Here is a 20,307-nt window from a genome sequence, read left to right on the forward strand (position 1 = left end):
GATTTAGGCGATTGCCCGCCCTGCTGCAACGCCCCTTGCACGTGGCGGCAAACAGGCTAGCCTCTGGCCGACCAGATGACCCCGGAGACAGACATGAGCTTTGACGACCTGATCGACCGCCACGGTACCTTTTGTTCGAAATGGGACATGATGGAACCCATCTATGGTGTGCCCGCCCAGGACGGTCTGGCCATGTGGGTCGCCGACATGGATTTCCGCGCGCCCGATCATGTGCTGGCTAAGCTGCGCGAGATGACCGACCACGGCGTGCTGGGCTATGTCAACTATGACAAACCCTATACCGACGCGATCCGCTGGTGGATGCGCAACCGCCACGACTGGGATGTGGCGCCCGAGGCAATCTTTACCACCACCGGGTTGGTGAACGGGGTCGGCATGTGCCTCGATACCTTTACCCAGCCGGGCGACGGGATCGTGCTGTTCACCCCGGTCTATCATGCCTTTGCAAAGGTGATCCGCAATGCGGGCCGGCAGGTGGTGGAATGCCAGATGGTCAACACCGATGGCCGGTACGAGATGGACTTTGCTGCCTATGACGCGCAGATGACCGGCAACGAGCGCATGGTGATCCTGTGCTCGCCGCACAATCCGGGCGGCCGGGTCTGGACGCGGGAGGAGCTGCGCGCGGTGGCAGATTTTGCCAAGCGGCACGACCTCTTGTTGTTGTCGGACGAAATCCACCATGACCTGGTCTATCCCGGCCACACCCATATCCCGATGCCCAACGCGGCGCCCGACATCGTCGACCGGCTGTTGATGCTGACCGCGCCGTCCAAGACCTTCAACATCGCAGGACTGCATACCGGCCAGGTGATCATACCCGATCCCGAGCTGCGCGGTCGCTTTGCCAAACGGATGGCAGCGCTGTCGCTGGCACCGAACTCGACCGGTCAGATGGCGACGCTGACCGCCTATTCGCCGGAGGGGGCCGAATGGGTTGATGGGTTGCTAGCCTATCTGGACGAGAACCGACGCCTGTTCGACAGCGCCATCGCGGCGATCCCAGGCCTGCGATCGATGCCGCTCGAAGCGACCTATCTCGCATGGGTGGATTTTTCGGGCACCGGGATGGACCGGGCCGAATTCACCGAACGGGTCGAACAGCAGGCCAAGATCGCGGTCAACCACGGCACCAGCTTCGGCACTGGCGGCGAGAGTTTCCTGCGCTTCAACCTGGGCACCCAACGGGCCCGGATCGAAGAGGCGATCGACCGGCTGAACCAAGCCTTCGGCGATTTGCAATAGCGCTTCCTTGGTTCTGTGCTGCGCTTTACCCAACGCAGTACAGGGCGCGGTCAATCCTTGCCGATCAGACCGGCAGGCGCATCCGGCGACCGTGCGAAGTCGAGCGGCGCCCGATCCATCGCTAACGTGTGACGCTTGAACTCATAGACCATCTCACCGCCCTCGCCCCCCGAGGCCACGATCAGGCATTGATAAAGCAGGTTCGACCCCTCGTAGATATCGACAAGCCCACGCAGCGGCGGCGTAGTCTCGGCCTCGACAGCAAACCCGTCGCGCCAGAGACGAAGCACGGTATAAAGCATTCCATCCTGCTCGACACGCAGGCGGCTCATCTTCTTCAGCCCGGAAATCCGGGCTGCGGCAAGACCTTCGCTGATCTCCTTGGACACGTAGGTACTCATTCGATCCTCCTCGCGCTTGGGAGAAGGGTGCCTCGACAAATGTAAAAAACAAGCAAAGTTTTTGCCGCCAAGCCATTGTTTTCCGTTGTGGGTGGCGGCGGGGCATCAGGGGATGTGCGTCAGTGCATAGTGCCTGCGCGTCTTTGGCGTGGCCAATCCACCGGGTCGATCCTAGATTTTGAGTACAGTAAAGGTGGAGGCAGAAATGGGACGGCTGGTTGACGGAGTTTGGCAGGATGTCTGGTACGACACCAAGTCCACTGGCGGATCCTTCCGTCGGAGCGAGGCCGGATTCCGGAACTGGATCATCCCCGACGGTTCGGCCGGCCCGACAGGTTCAGGCGGTTTTGCCGCCGCCTCGGGACGCTATCACCTCTATGTCAGCCTTGCTTGCCCCTGGGCCCACAGAACGCTGATTTTCCGAGCAATCAAAGACTTGGGTGAACATGTCGGTGTCTCGGTGGTTCACCCCGATATGCTGGAAAACGGCTGGTCCTTTGACAAGGACCACGATGGGGCAACCGGCGACCGGCTCTATGGGCTTGAATTCGCACATCAACTCTATACGCGCGCTGACCCGACCTATTCAGGCCGGGTGACGGTCCCGATCCTGTGGGATACAGAGCGCCAGACCATCGTGTCCAACGAGAGCTCGGAAATCATCCGGATGTTCAACTCTGCCTTCGACGGGATCACCGGAAACACCGACGATTACTGGCCCGAAAGCTTGCGGGGCGAGATCGAAGAGATCAACACGCGGGTTTACGATACGGTCAACAATGGCGTCTACAAATGTGGATTTTCCACGACTCAGACGGCATATGACGCTGCCGTTCATCCGTTGTTCGACACGCTCGACTGGCTAGAGACGCGGCTCTCGCAGCATCGGTATCTGATGGGCGACCGCTTGACCGAGGCTGATTGGCGGCTGTTTACCACTTTGATCCGGTTTGACCCGGTGTATCACCTGCATTTCAAATGCAACCGCCGCCGGTTGATCGACTATCCCAACCTGTGGGCCTATACCCGCGAGCTCTATCAATGGCCCGGCGTCTCGGAGACGGTCAACTTGGACCATATCGTGCGCCACTATCATTTCAGCCACGACAGCATCAATCCGCATAGGATCATCCCGATCAACCCGCAACTCGACTATCTCGCGCCGCATTGCCGCGGTCAGCGTCCCGCCGCATAGTGTTCGACCATTGCCGCAAGATCCTCGGGCGGGGTGTCGCCGTGGACGTAAGCGCATGCATTGGGGCTGTGAGCAAAAATTGAGCCGTCGGAAAAGAAAGTCGTGTTGGTCACGAAAATGACCCGCGCCTTCGGTTGACGATAGCTCGCAAAATCCGCAACCGCCAACGCGCTACCCTGTGCAAGAACGAGATCCAGAACGATGATCTCGAAATCGCTGCGGTACAGCGCCAGAATTGCATCTTCTTGCGATTGGACGAGCCTCACTTCGGCCCCATGCCGCTGCAAGTGGCGTTGCCAGAGTTCTCCCAACTCCGGGTTACTTTCTACAATAAGCACATTCATAACAGCTAACCTGGCACGTATTTTGTTGTCATACATGGTGCCGTCCCCAAGCACCGTGATCTGATCAAATGTTTTACAAATTATTAACATTCGACAACCCGCCTTGGAAGGCCTGCAACGATCTTGAGCTTTGCCGGGAAATCCGCTTCAAGCTGAATGCCAAGCCGGGACGACGTGAAGAATGATACCTGAACTTGCTGTACCGCCACAGGCGGGTCAAGATTTAACCGATCCGCGCTCGCGCCGTGACCATGGCGGCGGCTTGGATCATGCCATCAGACGCTTCGGAGGCGCCCGCCACGAATGGATCGACCTTTCCACCGGCATCAACCCCGAGCCCTATCCAATCGGGCCGCTTGAAACCGCAGATTGGGCCGCGCTGCCCGATCACGGCGCTTTCGCAGAACTTACCGCAGCCGCCCGCAGATTCTGGGGTGTCCCCGATGGCGCAGAAATCCTGCCTGCGCCCGGTGCCTCGGCGCTGATCGCGCGCATTCCGGCCCTCGTGAACCCTGGCGAGGTCCACATCTCGACGCCGACCTACAATGAACACGCCGCCGCCTTCTCGGCGCATGGCTGGCAAGTCACCGACAGGGGTAATGGTGACGCAAGAGTCGTCGTGCATCCGAACAATCCCGACGGGCATCTGTGGTCGCCCGCCGACACAGATGCCCGGCTGAGCGTGATCGACGAAAGCTTCTGCGATGTCACCCCGGACGCAACGATGATCCACCTGGTCGAACGGCCCGGCACCATCGTGTTGAAAAGCTTTGGAAAGTTCTGGGGTTTGGCGGGATTGCGACTGGGATTTGCGATCGCCCGCCCCGACATCATCGCAAGACTGAACGACATGACCGGCCCCTGGGCCGTTTCGGGACCAGCCCTGCGCATCGGCGCCCGCGCGCTGAACGATCTGGATTGGGCCAGGGAAACCCGGCAGCGGCTGATCCGTGATGCCGACCGCCTCGATATGGCGATGACCGCGCGTGGCGCGGCCTTGGTCGGCGGAACCAGCCTCTTTCGCCTGTACCATGTCGACAAAGCCGCAGAGTGGCAGGAACGGCTGGCCCAGGTCCGGATCTGGAGCCGCATCTTTCCCTATTCCGACCATTTTCTGCGCCTCGGTCTACCTCCAGCCAACGGCTGGCAACAATTGGAGAGCGCATTGTGACAACCCCGATGCTCCTCGGCTTTGCCATGTTGCTGGACGCCGCATTCGGCGAACCAGAGTGGCTTTGGTCACGGGTCAAGCATCCGGCAGTCCTGATCGGCAACATCATCTCGACCTTGGATCAGGAGTTGAATGAGGGACAGCACAAGCGGCTGAAGGGTCTGGCCCTTACCATCATACTCTCACTGGGCGCATTGTCGGTCGGGGCGATCCTGTCGCTGCTGGGGCCATTTGCCGAGCTTTTGATTTGCGCCATCCTTCTGGCGCAGAAATCGCTGGCGACGCATGTGGCCGATGTGGCCGACGCATTGCGCCTATCCTTGCCCGAAGCCCGCCGCAGCGTTGCGCGTATCGTATCCCGGGACACCGCGGCAATGTCCGAAGCCCAGGTGGCGCGTTCCGCCATCGAAAGCGCGGCCGAAAACCTCAGCGACGGCGTGATCGCGCCTGCGTTCTGGTTTCTCATCGGTGGTTTGCCGGGTCTTCTTTTCTACAAAACCATCAACACCGCAGACAGCATGATCGGCTACATGAACGAGCGATACATCCAGTTCGGGTGGGCCGCTGCAAAGCTCGACGATCTGCTGAACCTGATCCCCGCGCGGCTGACTTGCCTTATGATCATGGGGTTGTCGAACAACTGGCGCCAGTGGCGCGGCATCGTCGAGGACGCCGAGCGCCACGTCTCGCCAAACGCGGGCTGGCCCGAAGCCGCCATGGCCCGCGCCCTGGGTGTCGCCCTTGCCGGTCCACGCAGCTATCACGGCCAGATCCGCCATCTTGCCTGGGTCAACGAGGAAGGGCGCAAGGACATCGGTGCGCGCGAGATCGAGCGCGCCGTTGGTCTCCTGTGGCAAGTCTGGACCTTGGCCTTGGGTCTGGTCTTGACCTTGCTGGCGGCCACGTTGATCCTTTGAACGAGTTATTGCCACAATCAGCAGGTCAAAATGCGTTTCATTTCTTTCTTTCTGGCCAGCTTCGCTTTGGCCAGTCCCGCAGCCTCGGAATGCGGGGGATCGTTTCCCGAGTTCGTTCAGGGCCTCAAGGCCGAGGCCATTTCACTTGGACATGAACCGTCAACGGTTGACGCCTTTTTCCAAGGCGCGGCTCAGGACGCCAAGGTGCTCAAGGCTGACCGCGCCCAGGGCGTGTTCCAGAAACCCTTTGTCGAGTTCTCGCGCCGTCTGATCTCGCAAAATCGGCTTGATACCGGCAAGGCGATGGGGCGCAAATACGATGCGGTTTTCGACCGGATCGAGGCGGAATATGGTGTCTCTCGCGGGGTGCTTTTGGCGTTCTGGGCATTCGAAACCGATTTCGGCGGCTATCAGGGCGATTTCAACACCCGCAACGCCCTGATCACGCTAGCGCATGACTGCCGCCGGCCCGAACTGTTCCGGCCGCAGATCTTCGCCGCGATCGAGCTTTACAGCCATGGCGACTTCGACCCCGCCCGCACCACCGGCGCCTGGGCGGGCGAGATCGGCATGGTGCAGATGCTACCGCGCGATATCCTAGAAAACGGCGTCGATGGCGATGGCGACGGGAATGTGACCCTCAAGACCTCGGCGCCTGATGCGCTATTGTCGGGGGGGAGGATGCTATCGCATCTCGGCTGGCGCGCGGGCGAGCCCTGGCTGCAAGAGGTCACCCTGCCCGCCCGGATGGACTGGTCGCTGAGCGGGCCGGGCAAGCCGCGTTCAGCGGCGGAGTGGCAAGCAATGGGCGTGCGCCCGCGCGCAGGCAGCCTAGCCGACCTGCCTGCCTCGCTGATCTTGCCGCAGGGCCACAAAGGGCCTGCCTTTCTCGCCTATCCCAATTTCGACGTCTATTTCGAATGGAACCAGAGCTTTGTCTATGTACTGACGGCGGCCTATTTCGCCACACGGCTGGAGGGCGGGCAGGTCTATGATGCTGGCAATCCCGCGTCCGGGCTGGACGGTGCCGAAATGAAGGCGCTGCAACAGAAGTTGCAGGCGCGCGGCCATGACGTGGGCAAGATCGACGGCATTTTGGGCGCAGGCACACGTGCCGCCGTACAGGCCGAACAGGCCCGGCTGGGCCTGCCTGCCGATGCCTGGCCCACGGCGGAACTGCTGGACCGGTTGTGAGAGGATAGCTCACTCTGGCCGGACCGGATACCGCTCACCTTTCTCGGTGATCAGCAGCAGTCGGGTGCCATTCCAGACATAAAGATCGCAGCGGCTGAGCCCGTTGCGGAATAGGGTGCAGATGCTGCCATCCTCGGTGATCGTGTATGTGCCGAATGCGGTACCGCCGCCATTGGCCGGGGAATAGGAATAAGAGAATGACCCGCCCGCCGAATAGGTCGAGCGGCCATCGTCGTAGAAGGTCAGCGTGCGCCCGGCCAGCGCCTCCAGCTCCGCAGCATTCAGGGGGCGATCGCCCTCTTTCAGGCGCCATTCGGTGGCCATCAGTGGGGTCGCGACAAGAGAAAAGGCAAGGGCAAGGCGCAGGATCATGCGCCAAACCTAGCCCGGCAGCCCCTGCATCCCCAGTCACGTTGCGGTGAGGCGGATCAGGCGACCAGCGCCTCGGCCTTTTTCAGGTCGACCGAGACCAGCTGGCTGACGCCCTTTTCCTGCATGGTCACGCCGAACAGCCGGTCCATCCGGGCCATGGTCACCGCGTGGTGGGTGATGATCAGGAACCTTGTGTCGGTCTGGCGGCACATCTCGTCCAAGAGGTCGCAGAACCGCGTCACGTTGGCATCGTCAAGCGGTGCGTCGACCTCGTCGAGCACGCAGATCGGCGCCGGATTGGCCAGAAACACGGCAAAGATCAGCGCCATCGCGGTCAGAGTTTGTTCGCCACCCGACAAAAGCGACAGGGTCGACAGTTTCTTGCCGGGCGGCTGGCACATGATCTCCAGCCCCGCATCCAGCGGATCTTCGCTTTCCACCATGACCAGATTGGCCTCGCCGCCGCCAAACAGGTGGCGGAACAGCATGGCAAAGTTCGAATTGACCTGCTCAAACGCGGTGAGCAGCCGCTCGCGCCCCTCGCGGTTGAGGCTGGCAATGCCGCTGCGCAGGGTCTTGACCGCCTCTTCCAGATCGCTCTTTTCCTTGGACAGCGAGTCGAATTCCTCCTGCACCTCGCGCGCGTCTTCCTCGGCACGCAGGTTGACCGCGCCCATAGCGTCGCGCTGGCGCTTGTGCCGGTTGACCTCGGCCTCGAGCGCATCGCTGTCGGGCATGGCATCAGGTTCCACGCCCAGCTTGGACAACAACTGGTTCGGGGTTACCTGCTGTTCCTCGGCGATGCGTTCGGCGGCGGCCTGCATGGTCTCACGCGCGGCCTCGGCCCGCGCCTCGGCGGCTGCCCGGCCCTCGCGGGCCTCGGACGCCAGACGTGCCGCCTCGCGTTCGGCCAACGCCGCTTCACGGTGGTTCGTCTCGCCCGCGGCGAGCCGATCCGCGGCCTCGGCCCTTCGGGCCTCGGCCGTTTCGGTCTGTTCCGCCAGTTCCTCGCGCGCCTCGGCGATCTCGCCGGGCACCTGCATTGCCTCGGTCAGCTCTTCTTCCGAGGCGGCCTTGCGCTCTTCCAGCTCGGCGATGCGCTTGCCTGCGGTTTCCAAGCGGTGGCGCCAACCGCTGAGATCCTTGGTCACCTCCTGGGCACGTTTGGTGCGGGCCTCGCCCTCGCGGCGCACCTCGTCATGGCTGGAACGGTGCGTCAGCATTGTGATCCGCGCCGCCTCGACCGCGTGGCGGATATCCTCGACCGAGGCACGCGCTGTACCAAGGTCACCCAGTTCCGCCAACCCGGCCTCGGCCTCGCGCAATTGCGCGCGGGCGGCCATCGCGTCTTCCTTGTGGCGAGTGACGGCAAGACCCAGCGTTTCCAACCTCCCCTGGGCCAGGTTACGCTCGGCTTCGGCCCGGCTTTGGGCGCGGGCGGCGTCTGCCATCCGCTGATCTGCGGCACGGCGGGCCTCGCGGGCCTGACGGTCGGCCTCGGTCACCTCGCGCAGGCGCTGCGACAGGCGGTCATGGGCGGCGCGCGCGCCTTCGGCGCGGGCGCTGACCTGCGCCAATTCCTGCTTCAGCGCCTCTAGCCGGTTGAGCTGTTCCAGCCGCATGGCCGCCGCGCTGGGGGCATCCTCGGCCCAGGCGCGGAACCCGTCCCAGCGCCATAGGTCGCCGTCCAGGCTCACCAGCCGCTGACCGGGCTTCAGCGCCGATTGCAGGCGGGCCCCAGTGGCGGCATCGACCAGACCGATCTGCGCGATGCGGCGGCTCAGCCGGTCGGGACCGGAGACATGCAGCGCCAGCGGATCTGCGCCCTCTGGCAAAGGCTGACCCTGGTCGTAATCGGGCAGGTCGAGCCAGCCCGACGGCCCTTCGCCCTCGACCAACGGCGCGCGCAGGTCATCGGCCAATGCCGCGCCCAGCGCTTTTTCATAGCCCGGCTGCACCCGCATAAGGTCAAGCACCTGACCGCCCTCGGCGGTGTCGCGTTCGACCAGTTTGGCCAGCGCGCCGGTCTCGGCGCGGATGGCGCCCAGCTCGCCCTCGGCCTCGGAGAGCTGCGCCCGGGCCTCGGCCTCGCGGGCCTGGGTCTCGCCGCGTAGCTCGTCGGCGGCGGCCAGCGCCTCTTCCGCAGCCTCGGCTGCCTCGGCGGCCTCTTCGGCGGCACTCTCGGCCCCCTCATAGGCCTCACCCGCGCAGTCCAGCGCCGCGTGGGCCTCTTCGACCGCGCTTCGGGCGCGGGTCTCCTCGGCCTCCGAGCGGGCCAGCGTCTTGCGGCTGTCCTCGACCAGGCGCTGCGCCGACTGGTGGCGGGCGGCCAGCCGGGCCACATCCTCGGTCACCTGGCTCAGATGATCCTCGCGCTCTTGCAGGACAGCAGCCGCCTCGCGGGCCAGTTCCGCCGCCTCGGCCAGCCGGTCGGCATGGCCGGCGCCAGCCTTGGCCAGTTCGCGCGCTTCCCATTCCAGCCGCTCGATCGTGTCGCCCGCGTCGCGGTTCAGCCCTGTCTCACGCTCGATATCGCGGCCCAGCTGGGCGATCCGCGCAGTCAGAACCTCGATCTGCTGGCGGGCGCGCTGCTCCTGATCATTGAGCGTGTCGCGCTGCACATGCAGACGCTGGAGCACCGCTCCGGCAATCGCCTCTTCCTCGCGCAGCGCAGGCAGCGCCGCCTCGGTCTCTGAGCGCAGTGTCTCGGCCTGCCGGACCGCCGCCTCGGCGCGCGCAGCATCCAGGGTGCGGTGGCGCAACACCTCCTCGGCCCGGGCGCGCGCCTCGTCGGCATCTCGCCAGCGGCGATAGAGCAGCTGACCCTCGGCCAGGCGCAGTTGTTCACCGATCTCGCGATAGCGCGCCGCCTGCCGGGCCTGCCGCGCCAGCTGCGCCAGCTGAGTGCCCAACTGTTCCAGCACGTCGTCGACGCGGGTCAGGTTGGTTTCGGTGCCCTTCAGCTTCAACTCGGCCTCGTGCCGGCGTTGGTAGAGGCCAGAGATCCCCGCCGCCTCTTCCAGGATACGGCGGCGAGAGGTGGGTTTGGCATTGATCAGTTCCGCGATCTGCCCCTGCCGCACAAGCGCCGGGGAATGCGCCCCGGTCGATGCATCGGCAAACAGGATCTGGATGTCACGGGCGCGCACATCCTTGCCGTTGACCTTATAGGCACTGCCCACGTCACGGGTGATGCGGCGCACGATTTCCAGTTGGTCGGAATCGTTGAACCCCGAGGGCGCCAGCCGCTCGGAGTTGTCCAGCAACAGCGTCACCTCGGCAAAGTTGCGCGCCGGGCGCGAGGAGGCCCCGGCAAAGATCACATCCTCCATGCCGCCGCCGCGCATCGCCTTGGGGCGATTCTCGCCCATCACCCAGCGCAGCGCCTCCAGCAAGTTGGATTTCCCGCACCCGTTCGGGCCCACAACGCCAGTCAACCCGTCCGCGATGATCAGATCGGTCGGGTCAACAAAGCTCTTGAAGCCGTTCAGTTTGAGGCGCGTGAAACGCAAAGGCGTGCTTTCGTGATTCCTGTGTCGGATCAGACTGCATGCCCCAGTTACCCTCTGTCAACGCAAGACCCCTGCATCTGGATGATTCTCAGAGGTTATCCACAATATCTGGCGGCACACTGCTCAGTATGGCGTGCATTCGAAGTCGACATAACGGGTTTGCGTCGGTCGCTGCGCCCATAGGTCGATCTCGATACAATCGAAGCGAAGGACAGACACAGGCAACACCCGGTCCAAAGACCGCGTACCGCAGTCCAGAATGCCCAGGGCCACCGATTGATCCCCCAGCACGCCTTCGACCCGACAGCCCGAGACCTGGGCCATCGCAAAAGCCGCCCGGTCCCGGATCGGGCCGAAACGTGGCGCGTACTGCGGGTTCAGGCGGATCGCTTCCGCCAGATTGCCCCGCACTCGAACGTCGAACAGACTGCCGCCCACGTCCACGCGCGTAGCGGGCAGACCACGAAACTCCCGACCCGGCTGAGAGCACCCGACCAGAACGATTAGAAGCAGAGACAAGCGGATCATGCCAGAGACTGGCACGACAAGCCTTAAGCATTCGTTGTCAGCTGGCGAGTTGCCCTTCTCGCAACAGCACTCCCAAACGCTTCATCCCCTCCTCGATCATCGGCTCAGACGCGCAAGAGAAACTGAGACGCAAGCTGTTCGCCCCGGACCCATCGGCGAAAAAGGCGCGGCCCGGCACAAAAGCAACCTTGACCGTTTCCAGCGACCGCGCCAACAGAGCGGCTCCGTCGTGTCCCTCTGGCAAGGTAAGCCAGACAAACATACCGCCTTCGGGCCGGGTCCAGGTGACACCGTCCGGCATGTGACGGGCCAGCGCATCCAGCATCGCGTCGCGCCTGCGCTGGTAGACGGAACGCAATTCGGCGACATGGCTGTCGAACAGGCGTTCGGCTACGGTATGAATGGCAATCTGGTTGATGCTGGACGAATGCAGGTCTGCTGCCTGTTTCAACAGGACCAGTTGCCGGATTACCGGCTGGGGGGCAACCACCCATCCCACGCGCAATCCCGGTGACAATGTCTTGGAGAAGGACCCGCAATAGATCGTTCGGCAAGCCTCGATCGTCCCCTTGCGCGCGATCTCGAGCGCCAGGATCGGTGGCACCGGCGCGCCGTCATAACGCAGCGCCTGATAGGCCGCGTCTTCGATTACCGCGCAATCCATCGTCTCGGCCTGATCCAACAAACGTTCCCGCCCGGCGTGGTCGACAGTCTCACCGGTTGGATTGGCGAAATCCGCCGAGAGATAGGCGAACTTGACGCGCCCACCGGTTGCCTTGGCCGCAGCCATGTAATCGGCCGGCGCGCGATTTGTACCGATAGTCAAGCGGTCATAGACCGGTTCATACGCGTTGAAGGCCGCCAGGGCCCCCAGATAGGTGGGCCAGCCCACCAGCGCTGTATCGCCAGGCGAAAGGAACAGCTTGCCAAAGTAATCCAAAGCCTGCTGCGAGCCCGAGGTGATCAGGATGTTGTCCGTCGTGCAAGGCACACCGATGGTCCCCATGTGAACGACCAGCCAGCGGCGCAACGGCAGGTATCCCTCGCTGACCGAATATTGCAGCGCCTGCGCCTGGCGCGACGGTGTCAACGCCTCGGAGAACGCCTGGGCAAAAGCCTCGGCGGGAAACAGCGACGGATCGGGGATGCCACCGGCGAAGGACAGGATGTCGGGCTGATCCAGCAGCTTCAACAACTCGCGTATCTCTGACGCTTTCAACCGCGCGGCGCGGGTTGCGAATATCTGTTCAAGGGTCATGGTCACTCCTCCACCGTCGCCGCGACCGTAAGACAGCCCAAAACAAAGTCAATATTACTGACCATTATTACAAGAGACGTGAACTTGCGCCGATCACCCACCAGCAATATGTTTTCCAACACAGATAAAGGGACATTCGAAGTAAATGCCGTTTCAAAAGGTCCAGTCCGAGAAACTCTCGACTTCGGTGGTGCGCCAGATCGAACAATTGATCCTCCGGGGCATCCTGCGGCCGGGCGAACGCCTGCCTGCCGAACGCGACCTGGCCGAGCGGCTGGGAGTGTCGCGTCCGTCATTGCGCGACGCGGTGGCCGAGTTGCAATGCGAAGGTCTTCTGACCACCAGGGCTGGCTCGGGGATCTACGTGGCCGAAGTGCTGGGGAATGCTTTTTCACCCGCGTTGACCCGCCTGTTTGCGTCCCATGACGAAGCGATGTTCGACTACCTCTCGTTCCGTCGAGATATGGAAGGGCTGGCGGCAGAGCGCGCCGCCCGGCTGGGATCGGAAAGTGACCTGAAAGTGATCCAGGCCATTTTCGACAAGATGGTCGAGGCCCACAAACGCAGCAAGGGTGATGAAGAAGCGCGCCTGGATGCCGAATTCCACATGGCGATCATCGAAGCCAGCCACAATGTGGTGATGTTGCACATGCTGCGCTCGATGTTCGACCTGCTCCGGCAGGGGGTTTTCTACAACAGGCAGATCATGTTCCACCAGCGCACGACGCGTGAAGCGATCCTGGATCAGCACCGGGTGATCAACAACGCACTTCAAGAGCGTGATCCAGCGGGTGCCCGAGCCGCGGTCGAAGCGCATCTGAGTTATGTCGAGATATGTCTCGCCGACCAGAAAAAGGCGGAAAAGAACGAGGCCATTGCCCGCCAACGCCTGGAACACGAAAACGCAAGACTCTGATCCCGCTGTCCCAAAAAGAAACCCGGCTCGACGAGCCGGGTTTCTTCAATACAGATCTTTCAGCGTTCAGTGCAGCTTTGAGCCAACGTCGGAGATCGAAGCCTCGATCAGCTTGTTCGCTTCGGCGGCGGTCATCTGCTTGGCGATCACGTCACCCGCAGCGGCGACAGCCACCGCGATGGCGCGGTCGCGCACATCGCGGATCGCGGCCGCCTCGGCCGAGGCGATCTGGTCCTGAGCGGCAGCCAACCGACGGGCGATCGACGCTTCAAGGTCCACCTTGGCTTGCTCGGCCGCACGCATGGCTTCGTCCTTGGCAGCGGCAACGATGGCGTTGGCCTGCCCCTGGACTTCCTTCTGCTTGCGCTCGTACGACGCCAGCAGGGCCTGAGCCTCTTCCCGCAGTTTACGGGCTTCTTCCAGGTCCGACTTGATGCCTTCGGAGCGCTTGTCCAGTGCCCCGCCGATCATCGACGGTACCTTGAAATAGAACAGGACCGCAATAAAGACGAGGAATGCGATGGTCACCACGAAATCGGTGTTCTTCAGTGAAAAGAACGGACCGCTTGCGGCTAGCGCCGGGCTGGCGAAACCTGCTGTCAGGACAAGGGCGAGAATGTTACGCATGTCGCTTATCCTTTCATCCGGGCTTCGACGGCACCGGCGACGGTCGCGTCATCGGCCTGGCCACCCAGCACGTTCACCAATTCGCCAGCGGTATCCTTGGCAACCGCCTCGATGCTTTCCAGCGCCCCTGCCCGGATCTCGGCAATCGCCTTCTCCGATTCAGCGGCTTTGGCGGCAATTTCCGCGTCTGCCTTGGCGATGGCCTCGTTCAGCTCCGCCTGAATCTCGGCGCGGGCTTCACCGGCGATACGCTGTGCTTCAGCGCGGGCTTCGGCCAGTGCCTTGGTATAGGCTTCTTCCGCTGCAAGCGCCTTGGCCTTCAGGTCTTCGGCAGCGGCGAGGTCGTTTGTGATGGTCCCCTGCCGTTCGGCCAGGATTGCCGCGATACGCGGCAGGGCCACGCGCGACAGGACCAGAAAGACGACGACCAGCGTGATGACAAGCCAGAAGATCTGGTTCGGGAACCAGTCGAAACAGAGCTGCGGCATACCAATGGCAGAGCCATGGGAATCGACGCAGGTGCTGACAGCTCCGGTATGTTCAGTCGCCATGTTGTCCTCCGTCGGAACGTTGTCTTTACAACAGGTGGGCCGCTATGGCTTGGGCCCACCTGCGCGTAAGGATCAGGTTCCGCGAATTAGACGGCGAACATCAGCAACAGAGCGACGAGGAACGCGAAGATCCCCAGAGCTTCTGCGAATGCGATGCCGATGAACAGGGTCGCGGTTTGCGACGCGGCGGCCGAAGGGTTGCGCAGGGCGCCGGCCAGGAAGTTGCCGGCCACGTTGCCCACACCGATTGCGGCTGCGCCGGAACCGATTGCTGCCAGGCCTGCGCCGATATGTGCGAGATCGCCTTCCATGATGTGTCTCCTTACGATTGGAAGTTGAATGTCAGGGTTATCAGGTGCGTAGGGTGGGCAGTTTGCCCACCGCTGCATTAGTGATGCGGGTGCAGCGCGTCCTTGAGGTACACGCAGGTCAGGATGGTGAACACGTAGGCCTGGATAAAGGCCACCAGCACCTCGAGACCGTACATCGCAGTGATCGCCAGGACCGAAACCGGGCTGATCGCGGCGATAGCGGCAAAGCCTGCGAACACCTTGATCACCGCGTGGCCCGCCATGACGTTACCGGCAAGACGAATGGAGTGGCTGACCGGACGCACGAAGTAGGAAATCAGTTCGATGATCGCCAGAACCGGGCGCAGCGCCAGAGGCGCGCTCGATACCCAGAACAGGCTCAGGAAGCCGGCACCGTTCTTGACGAAACCCAGGATGGTCACGGTCAGGAACACCGCCAGCGCCAGCACCACGGTCACCGCAAAATGCGAGGTGGTGGTAAACGACTTGGGCAGCAGGCCCAGGAAGTTGGCGGTCACGATGAACATGAACAGCGTCATGACATAGGGGAAGTATTTCACCCCGTCCTTGCCGCAGATGTCCTCGACCATCTTGTAGATGAAGCCATAGGCCAGCTCCGCGATCGACTGCATGCGCCCCGGAACGATGGCGCGCTTGGAGGTGCTGAGCACCAGCAGGCCGATGATCGCCAGCACCGCCAGACCCATCCACAGGGTCGAGTTGGTAATGGTGAACATGCCCACCGCGCCGTCGCCGAACAGCGGCTTGACGATGAACTGATCCATCGGGTGGAAGACCAGGCTACCACCCTCTGCTGCCTTGTCTGCGGCCTGTGCTTCGCTTGCCACGTCTAGTCCCTCTCGTCTCTCTCGGCCTTTGCCTTCGCGGCTTCAGCCTCTGTCTTCGCCTGAATTTCGCGCGCACTGCGGAGCATGACATTCACCCCGGCGGCAAGACCCAGCAATGTGAACAGCACCAGGAAGATCGGGATCGTCCCGAACAGGCTGTCCAGCCCGTACCCAATGCCAAATCCGATCCCCAGACCGGAAACCATCTCGATCACCATGCGCCAGGCCAATTCGCCCTGTGCATGGCTTGCATCTGCGCGTTTCTCGGCCTTGCTTCCGGCCTTCTTGGCCGCCGCGATCCGCGCCTCCAGCTGCGTCAGCCGCTGCTTTTGGTCGTCTTCGGTCACGGGCGGAGCTCCCACGCAGTGTTGGCACTCTGCTAAGGGGCAAGCGCCTCGGAGTCAACGCCGCAGTGCCGAGCTGTACAACCCAAGCAAGCGACTGTTTTTATTGAAAAACACATACGCTCAAACTCGCCGCGCGAATGCGCCGCATCCGCTGTTAGCGCCAAAAGGGCCAAATGGGCATATTCAACCAAATGGTTGACGATCGTTTCGCCATATGTTTCTGGCAAGACATGCCTGAACCGCTTGACGACGTCTTTGCCGCCCTCGCCGACCCTACAAGGCGCGCCATCCTCGCAATGCTGCTTGAGGATGACATGGCCGTGACCGACGTCGCCGAACCCTTTGAGATGTCCTTGGCCGCGATCTCGAAGCATCTGGTCATACTGACCCGCGCCGGGCTGATCAGCCAGGAAAAGCGGGGCCGGGTGAAATGGTGCAAGCTGGAGCCGGACTCGCTGCGCGCGGCCAGCGTCTGGATGCAGGGGTTCGGCCAGTTCGAACCGGTGAACCTGGATGCGTTCGAGCGGTTCCTGGAAACCGAGTTGGGCGAGGATGCCCAGCCCGACAGCTAGGTGGTGGCACCGGTCAGGCCGCCGCCCTTCGAACCGGGCTTTCCAGAAGCATAAGCAGCGCGATTGCCGTCATGGCGATGCCAATCAGGACCAGACCCGTCGGCACACCATTGCCCAGCGCGATTTCCCAGCAGATCACCCAGCTTGGCGTCAGATAGGTATAGGCCATCACCTTGGCCGAAGGCAGCCGGAGCGTTGCGTATTGCAACAGCACAAACGTCATAGCGCTGGCACAGATCGCCACATAGAGAAGTCCGATCCAGACGATCGGGGGCAAATGCATCCAGTCGGTCGCGCGAATATCCTGCCAGCCATAGATCGTCAGGATCACGCAACCTGCCAGCAGCATCCCAAGAGTAAAGACAACTGTCGGCTCACCCCGATTCAGCTTGCGCACCATCGGTGTATAAACGGCGTGCGCGATACACCCGTAGAAATAGATGATCTCGCCCCGACCGATCTCGAATGCACGAAACGCGGACCAATCGGCGCGAAAGATCACCCAAAGCGCCCCTGTCGCCCCGATGGCAAGCGCCAGTGCCATCCGCGTTGTCGTGACCTGCTTCAACAGGAACCACCCGGCCAGCGCCGACAGGATCGGGGTCAGGGTAAAGACCGCCGCCGCACTGACCGGCGGCGCGGTCTTCAGCCCTTCGAACATCATCACGAAATAAGCAGCAAAAAGGCCGCCCAGAACGAAATACCGCCAGGGCGCATGCAGCGCGCTGCGCGGCACTCCGGTGGTGACCGAGGCTACGCCCGCAATCACCATAGCGGCCAGGGCGAACCGGGCCGCGTTCAAGGCCGCCGGTGCTATCTCGTTGGCGACAAGGGATCCCAGCGAAAAACTGCCCGCCACCAACGCCGAAAAGCACAGCATCGCAAGATGCCCGCGCCCTTCGGGGCTCAGCCCACCCATGTTTGCGCTTCCTGTTTCAGAAACTTGAGGAAGCTCTGCACCTTGGGCGTCCTGTGCAGGTCGACATGTGTCACCAGCCAAAGCTTGCCCGCCCATTCGTCCTGGGGCGGCATCATCTCTATCAACTCGGGATGCCGCGCCGCCTCCCAGCGCGGCACAAAACCGATACCCGCTCCGGCAAGAACGGCCTGCTGGATCGATGCATTGTCCGAGCACCGGAACACGATCTTGTCCGCCGGAGCGTTCTGCCTTAACCAGATATGAAAGGGCGCCCGGCTGTTTTCATCGTCGGTTCCGACAAAGACATGGTTCTTCATGTCTTCCACTCCGCCAAGGCTGCCGTGCTTCTCGACATAGTCCTTGCTGGCATAGAGTCCCGCTTCCTGAGAGACGAAGGGCTGAACCACATTATCCGGCTGGTCCGGCACGCGCCCGGCCCGGATCGCCACATGTGCTTCGCCATATTCCAGCCGGAAAAGACGGGCCCCCGTCAGAAACCGCACGATCAATCCGGGGTGCTGGCGCTGAAACGCGGTCAGCACCGGCACCACCAATGGCGCCAGCGACTCGAGCGATGTCAGGACCAGTTCGCCCGAGACATCGTCTCCGACCCCTTTCAATCGGCCGACCAGCTGATTGAACTGGTCATCCGTGGCCTGCGCCACCCGCAACAGATCCAGACCGGCCTCCGTCGGCGTGTAACCACGGGCATGCCGCTGGAACAGCTTCACGCTCAATCGCGCCTCCAGCGCATCAATATGGCGGATGACGGTGGCGTGATGCACCCCCAACACCTCTGCCGCACCGCTTACCGTCCCCATCCGGGCCACCTGATAAGCGGTGCGAACCTCGTCCCAGTTTTCCATTCGACAATCAATCCATCTGTGCGCACGTCAACATTTGATGTGATTTTTCCAGCGTTGCGTTCACATTTGCAATGACCAATTTCACCCCACCGCATACAAATCTCAAAGGGGTTCCAATGACTCAGACCGTTCTGCATATCGACGCATCCGCCCGCCGCCAGGGTTCGACGACCCGAGATCTTTCGGCCGACATCGTCAGTCGGCTTACCCCGGCGCGCATCATCCGCCGCGATTTGTCCACGCCCCTGCCCCTGCTGACCGAAGCCTGGGTCGATGCCAACTTTACCCCACCGAACAGCCGGACCGACGAGCAGCGCAAGACACTCGCCCTGTCGGATCAACTGGTGCAGGAGCTGAAGGACGCCGACACGATCGTTATCGGCCTGCCGATCTACAACTTCTCGGTGCCTGCCGCGTTCAAGGCCTGGATCGACCTTGTCGCCCGTGCGGGTGTGACCTTTGCCTATTCCGAAAACGGGCCCCGGGGTCTGCTGACCGGGAAACGGGCCATCCTCGCGGTGGCGTCCGGGGGGACAGCTGTGGATTCCGACATCGACTTTGCCACGGGCTATGCCCGTCATGTGCTGGGCTTCATCGGGATCACCGATGTCAGCGTGATCGCCGCAGACCGCATGGCCGTCGATCCCGAGGCCGCTCTGACCGCAGCCCGGACCCAGATCGGCCAAATCGCCGCCTAACCGCTCTGGCAATTGTCCGCGCCGCGCGCAATGATCGCGTGCGGCGCAGATGATCCGAGAGGGAGTGGTATGAAGAAGATCGGGATTTTGGGCGGCGTCGGCTGGCCCTCGACCATAGACTACTATCGCGCCATCGCCGAGGGCGCCGGTCGGTTCTTTGCCAGCCGCGGTCACACCTCGCCGCTGCCCATCCCGCGCATGACTATCGAATCGGTGACACAGTCCCAGACACGCGCGCTGCGTGGCCGGGCTGGTGATGAGCGCAGCTGGTCCGGCTTTGACGCCGTATTCCGCGATGCCTTGCTTACCCTTCAGAATGCCGGCTGCGATTTCGCCATCATCGCTTCCAACACGCCCCACGCGCGGCTGCACGCGATCCGGCTGGGCGTCTCCATGCCGATCCTGTCGATATTCGACGCAACTGCCGAGGCCACGGCCCAAACCGGGCTGACCCGCGCGCTGGTTCTGGGAACGACCGTGACCATGCAGGCCCGCGACTATGCCAATACCCTGTCAGGCTTCGGCATTACGGCCAATGACCCGCTAAGCGACGCCGAGATTGCCGAGATGCAGGCCCTGATCGACGAAGATCTCTATGCCGGTGTTTCACCACACGCGCGGGACAGGCTCCTTGCCTATTGCGACCGCAATGCCACCCCGGGCACGGCGATCCTGCTGGCCTGTACCGAATTGCCGCTCGCCTTTCCTGAACATGTCGATGATGTGACCTTCAACACAGGCGGGCACCTTTTCGTCAATCCATCGGCGGCACATGTCGCTGCGGCCCTGAAACTGGCGTTGGAGGAAGAAGCCTAAGGGCTCAGGCGTGCCCGGCGCTGGCAGACAGCAGCAGCGCGTCTATTCCCAGGGACTTCAACGCCGCCTCCCATTTGTCCTCGTCCGGTGTGTTGAAAACCAGATCGCTGTCGGCTTCGGCCGTCAGCCACCCGTTGTCCGAGATCTCGGCCTCCAACTGCCCCGGCCCCCAGCCGGAATAGCCAAGCATCAGCGCCTTGCGCGCCGGCCCCCGGGCATTGGCAATGTCTTCGAGGATGTCGAGCGTCGCGGTCATGCTGAACTTGTCGGTGACTTTCAAAGAATGCAGGTTTGCGGAATAATCCGACGAGTGCAGGACAAAGCCCCGACCGGTCTCGACCGGGCCGCCAAACCGCACCGCGGCCTGCGCCACAGCGGGGTCCTCGCAAGCCATATCCATCTGCGCCAGAAGGTCGCCAAGGCGCAGATCGGCAGGTTTGTTGACAATCAGACCCATCGCGCCGTCCGTGCCGTGGCTACACATGAAGATGACGGAACGATCAAAACGAGGGTCGCCCATGCCGGGCATGGCGATCAGCAGTTTTCCGGTCAGGTCCAGCATTGATGGTCATGTCTCCTTACCACTTAACAATGGGGTTCGGCGCTGCGCGGCGCAAGCAGTTGCCCGCCAGCCGCGCGGAAATTGCGCAGTCTGAACCGATCGTGACTTGGCAAATG

At 62.5% G+C, this 20,307-nt stretch carries 23 protein-coding genes; 9 read left to right on the forward strand and 14 right to left on the reverse strand.

The features are described 5' to 3' along the window. Positions 1–93: 93 nt before the first annotated feature. Positions 94–1,266: a MalY/PatB family protein gene (locus G0P99_RS02110; protein WP_164127232.1), complete on the forward strand. Its 1,173-nt coding sequence runs from the start codon at positions 94–96 to the stop codon at positions 1,264–1,266. A gap of 50 nt (positions 1,267–1,316) precedes the next feature. On the opposite strand, the gene G0P99_RS02115 is transcribed toward G0P99_RS02110, so the two are convergent. Beyond that, positions 1,317–1,667 (reverse strand): hypothetical protein, encoded by a 351-nt coding sequence (locus tag G0P99_RS02115; protein ID WP_164127234.1) that lies wholly within the window; start codon positions 1,665–1,667, stop codon positions 1,317–1,319. A 205-nt stretch (positions 1,668–1,872) separates the two neighbouring features. Between G0P99_RS02115 and G0P99_RS02120 the strand changes: the two genes are divergently transcribed. Next, the gene (locus G0P99_RS02120; RefSeq protein ID WP_164127236.1) at positions 1,873–2,862 is read left to right on the forward strand and encodes a glutathione S-transferase family protein; all 990 of its coding nucleotides are present in this window, start codon (positions 1,873–1,875) and stop codon (positions 2,860–2,862) included. On the opposite strand, the gene G0P99_RS02125 is transcribed toward G0P99_RS02120, so the two are convergent. Then, positions 2,844–3,206, reverse strand: coding sequence for a response regulator transcription factor (locus tag G0P99_RS02125; RefSeq protein ID WP_164127493.1), 363 nt, complete (start codon positions 3,204–3,206; stop codon positions 2,844–2,846). The genes G0P99_RS02120 and G0P99_RS02125 overlap by 19 nt on opposite strands. A gap of 181 nt (positions 3,207–3,387) precedes the next feature. Here G0P99_RS02125 and G0P99_RS02130 point away from each other — a divergent pair, with 181 nt between their 5' ends. Genes G0P99_RS02130 through G0P99_RS02140 form a run of 3 tightly spaced genes read left to right on the forward strand, consistent with a single transcriptional unit; the run spans position 3,388 to position 6,488 of the window. Beyond that, entirely contained in the window at positions 3,388–4,377 is a 990-nt protein-coding gene (locus tag G0P99_RS02130) for a threonine-phosphate decarboxylase (protein ID WP_164127238.1), read from the forward strand. Further along, the gene (cbiB, locus tag G0P99_RS02135; protein WP_164127240.1) at positions 4,374–5,294 is read left to right on the forward strand and encodes an adenosylcobinamide-phosphate synthase CbiB; all 921 of its coding nucleotides are present in this window, start codon (positions 4,374–4,376) and stop codon (positions 5,292–5,294) included. Before G0P99_RS02130 ends, cbiB begins: the two co-directional genes overlap by 4 nt. A gap of 30 nt (positions 5,295–5,324) precedes the next feature. Further along, on the forward strand, positions 5,325–6,488 hold the full coding sequence (locus tag G0P99_RS02140) for a lytic murein transglycosylase (protein ID WP_164127243.1): 1,164 nt from the start codon (positions 5,325–5,327) through the stop codon (positions 6,486–6,488). Positions 6,489–6,497: 9 nt separating this feature from the next. Here G0P99_RS02140 and G0P99_RS02145 read toward each other — a convergent pair whose 3' ends face one another. From G0P99_RS02145 to G0P99_RS02160, 4 genes are all read right to left on the reverse strand, one after another. Next, a complete protein-coding gene (locus tag G0P99_RS02145) occupies positions 6,498–6,860 on the reverse strand; it encodes a hypothetical protein (protein ID WP_164127245.1) in 363 nt (120 codons plus the stop codon). A gap of 56 nt (positions 6,861–6,916) precedes the next feature. Beyond that, a complete protein-coding gene (locus G0P99_RS02150; RefSeq protein WP_164127247.1) occupies positions 6,917–10,372 on the reverse strand; it encodes a chromosome segregation SMC family protein in 3,456 nt (1,151 codons plus the stop codon). A 123-nt stretch (positions 10,373–10,495) separates the two neighbouring features. After that, positions 10,496–10,900: a hypothetical protein gene (locus G0P99_RS02155; protein WP_164127249.1), complete on the reverse strand. Its 405-nt coding sequence runs from the start codon at positions 10,898–10,900 to the stop codon at positions 10,496–10,498. Between the two features lie 37 nt (positions 10,901–10,937). Further along, a complete protein-coding gene (locus G0P99_RS02160) occupies positions 10,938–12,158 on the reverse strand; it encodes a PLP-dependent aminotransferase family protein (RefSeq protein WP_164127251.1) in 1,221 nt (406 codons plus the stop codon). A 145-nt stretch (positions 12,159–12,303) separates the two neighbouring features. Here G0P99_RS02160 and G0P99_RS02165 point away from each other — a divergent pair, with 145 nt between their 5' ends. Then, positions 12,304–13,074 (forward strand): FadR/GntR family transcriptional regulator, encoded by a 771-nt coding sequence (locus G0P99_RS02165; protein ID WP_164127253.1) that lies wholly within the window; start codon positions 12,304–12,306, stop codon positions 13,072–13,074. Between the two features lie 66 nt (positions 13,075–13,140). Here the strand turns inward: G0P99_RS02165 and G0P99_RS02170 are convergent, their stop codons facing one another. From G0P99_RS02170 to G0P99_RS02190, 5 genes are all read right to left on the reverse strand, one after another. After that, positions 13,141–13,701 (reverse strand): F0F1 ATP synthase subunit B, encoded by a 561-nt coding sequence (locus G0P99_RS02170; RefSeq protein WP_164127255.1) that lies wholly within the window; start codon positions 13,699–13,701, stop codon positions 13,141–13,143. A gap of 5 nt (positions 13,702–13,706) precedes the next feature. Then, positions 13,707–14,252: a F0F1 ATP synthase subunit B' gene (locus G0P99_RS02175; RefSeq protein WP_164127257.1), complete on the reverse strand. Its 546-nt coding sequence runs from the start codon at positions 14,250–14,252 to the stop codon at positions 13,707–13,709. Between the two features lie 86 nt (positions 14,253–14,338). Then, on the reverse strand, positions 14,339–14,563 hold the full coding sequence (locus G0P99_RS02180; protein WP_011048925.1) for a F0F1 ATP synthase subunit C: 225 nt from the start codon (positions 14,561–14,563) through the stop codon (positions 14,339–14,341). A gap of 77 nt (positions 14,564–14,640) precedes the next feature. Then, positions 14,641–15,348, reverse strand: a complete 708-nt coding sequence (locus G0P99_RS02185) for a F0F1 ATP synthase subunit A (protein WP_164127495.1) — start codon at positions 15,346–15,348, stop codon at positions 14,641–14,643. Between the two features lie 65 nt (positions 15,349–15,413). Then, positions 15,414–15,758: an AtpZ/AtpI family protein gene (locus G0P99_RS02190; RefSeq protein ID WP_164127259.1), complete on the reverse strand. Its 345-nt coding sequence runs from the start codon at positions 15,756–15,758 to the stop codon at positions 15,414–15,416. A gap of 230 nt (positions 15,759–15,988) precedes the next feature. Here G0P99_RS02190 and G0P99_RS02195 point away from each other — a divergent pair, with 230 nt between their 5' ends. Then, on the forward strand, positions 15,989–16,330 hold the full coding sequence (locus tag G0P99_RS02195; RefSeq protein ID WP_164127497.1) for a metalloregulator ArsR/SmtB family transcription factor: 342 nt from the start codon (positions 15,989–15,991) through the stop codon (positions 16,328–16,330). Between the two features lie 13 nt (positions 16,331–16,343). Here the strand turns inward: G0P99_RS02195 and G0P99_RS02200 are convergent, their stop codons facing one another. Further along, complete coding sequence (locus G0P99_RS02200) at positions 16,344–17,249, reverse strand: DMT family transporter (RefSeq protein WP_370462680.1); 906 nt, start codon at positions 17,247–17,249, stop codon at positions 16,344–16,346. Further along, positions 17,237–18,115: a LysR family transcriptional regulator gene (locus G0P99_RS02205; protein WP_164127261.1), complete on the reverse strand. Its 879-nt coding sequence runs from the start codon at positions 18,113–18,115 to the stop codon at positions 17,237–17,239. The genes G0P99_RS02200 and G0P99_RS02205 overlap by 13 nt, the downstream gene beginning before the upstream one ends. Before the next feature lie 116 nt (positions 18,116–18,231). Here G0P99_RS02205 and G0P99_RS02210 point away from each other — a divergent pair, with 116 nt between their 5' ends. Continuing rightward, the gene (locus tag G0P99_RS02210; RefSeq protein WP_164127263.1) at positions 18,232–18,813 is read left to right on the forward strand and encodes an FMN-dependent NADH-azoreductase; all 582 of its coding nucleotides are present in this window, start codon (positions 18,232–18,234) and stop codon (positions 18,811–18,813) included. Positions 18,814–18,882: 69 nt separating this feature from the next. After that, positions 18,883–19,629: an aspartate/glutamate racemase family protein gene (locus G0P99_RS02215; protein WP_164127266.1), complete on the forward strand. Its 747-nt coding sequence runs from the start codon at positions 18,883–18,885 to the stop codon at positions 19,627–19,629. Positions 19,630–19,633: 4 nt separating this feature from the next. On the opposite strand, the gene G0P99_RS02220 is transcribed toward G0P99_RS02215, so the two are convergent. Beyond that, complete coding sequence (locus G0P99_RS02220) at positions 19,634–20,188, reverse strand: YqgE/AlgH family protein (RefSeq protein WP_164127502.1); 555 nt, start codon at positions 20,186–20,188, stop codon at positions 19,634–19,636. Positions 20,189–20,307 lie beyond the last annotated feature (119 nt).

Origin of the sequence: Ruegeria sp. PrR005 (genome assembly GCF_010500245.1) — a bacterium.
Taxonomy (GTDB): Bacteria; Pseudomonadota; Alphaproteobacteria; order Rhodobacterales; family Rhodobacteraceae; genus Ruegeria_B; species Ruegeria_B marisflavi.

What these genes read in the sequence shown, in the direction of transcription:
- G0P99_RS02165 (WP_164127253.1), top strand. Translation starts at nt 12,304, where the DNA reads ATGCCGTTTCAAAAGGTCCAGTCCGAGAAACTCTCGACTTCGGTGGTG.
- G0P99_RS02200 (WP_370462680.1), bottom strand. Translation starts at nt 17,249, where the DNA reads ATGGGTGGGCTGAGCCCCGAAGGGCGCGGGCATCTTGCGATGCTGTGC.
- G0P99_RS02125 (WP_164127493.1), bottom strand. Translation starts at nt 3,206, where the DNA reads ATGAATGTGCTTATTGTAGAAAGTAACCCGGAGTTGGGAGAACTCTGG.
- G0P99_RS02215 (WP_164127266.1), top strand. Translation starts at nt 18,883, where the DNA reads ATGAAGAAGATCGGGATTTTGGGCGGCGTCGGCTGGCCCTCGACCATA.
- G0P99_RS02170 (WP_164127255.1), bottom strand. Translation starts at nt 13,701, where the DNA reads ATGCGTAACATTCTCGCCCTTGTCCTGACAGCAGGTTTCGCCAGCCCG.
- G0P99_RS02185 (WP_164127495.1), bottom strand. Translation starts at nt 15,348, where the DNA reads ATGGATCAGTTCATCGTCAAGCCGCTGTTCGGCGACGGCGCGGTGGGC.
- G0P99_RS02120 (WP_164127236.1), top strand. Translation starts at nt 1,873, where the DNA reads ATGGGACGGCTGGTTGACGGAGTTTGGCAGGATGTCTGGTACGACACC.
- G0P99_RS02205 (WP_164127261.1), bottom strand. Translation starts at nt 18,115, where the DNA reads ATGGAAAACTGGGACGAGGTTCGCACCGCTTATCAGGTGGCCCGGATG.
- G0P99_RS02210 (WP_164127263.1), top strand. Translation starts at nt 18,232, where the DNA reads ATGACTCAGACCGTTCTGCATATCGACGCATCCGCCCGCCGCCAGGGT.
- G0P99_RS02160 (WP_164127251.1), bottom strand. Translation starts at nt 12,158, where the DNA reads ATGACCCTTGAACAGATATTCGCAACCCGCGCCGCGCGGTTGAAAGCG.
- G0P99_RS02145 (WP_164127245.1), bottom strand. Translation starts at nt 6,860, where the DNA reads ATGATCCTGCGCCTTGCCCTTGCCTTTTCTCTTGTCGCGACCCCACTG.
- G0P99_RS02180 (WP_011048925.1), bottom strand. Translation starts at nt 14,563, where the DNA reads ATGGAAGGCGATCTCGCACATATCGGCGCAGGCCTGGCAGCAATCGGT.
- G0P99_RS02155 (WP_164127249.1), bottom strand. Translation starts at nt 10,900, where the DNA reads ATGATCCGCTTGTCTCTGCTTCTAATCGTTCTGGTCGGGTGCTCTCAG.
- G0P99_RS02175 (WP_164127257.1), bottom strand. Translation starts at nt 14,252, where the DNA reads ATGGCGACTGAACATACCGGAGCTGTCAGCACCTGCGTCGATTCCCAT.
- G0P99_RS02115 (WP_164127234.1), bottom strand. Translation starts at nt 1,667, where the DNA reads ATGAGTACCTACGTGTCCAAGGAGATCAGCGAAGGTCTTGCCGCAGCC.
- G0P99_RS02195 (WP_164127497.1), top strand. Translation starts at nt 15,989, where the DNA reads ATGCCTGAACCGCTTGACGACGTCTTTGCCGCCCTCGCCGACCCTACA.
- G0P99_RS02110 (WP_164127232.1), top strand. Translation starts at nt 94, where the DNA reads ATGAGCTTTGACGACCTGATCGACCGCCACGGTACCTTTTGTTCGAAA.
- G0P99_RS02140 (WP_164127243.1), top strand. Translation starts at nt 5,325, where the DNA reads ATGCGTTTCATTTCTTTCTTTCTGGCCAGCTTCGCTTTGGCCAGTCCC.
- G0P99_RS02130 (WP_164127238.1), top strand. Translation starts at nt 3,388, where the DNA reads ATGATACCTGAACTTGCTGTACCGCCACAGGCGGGTCAAGATTTAACC.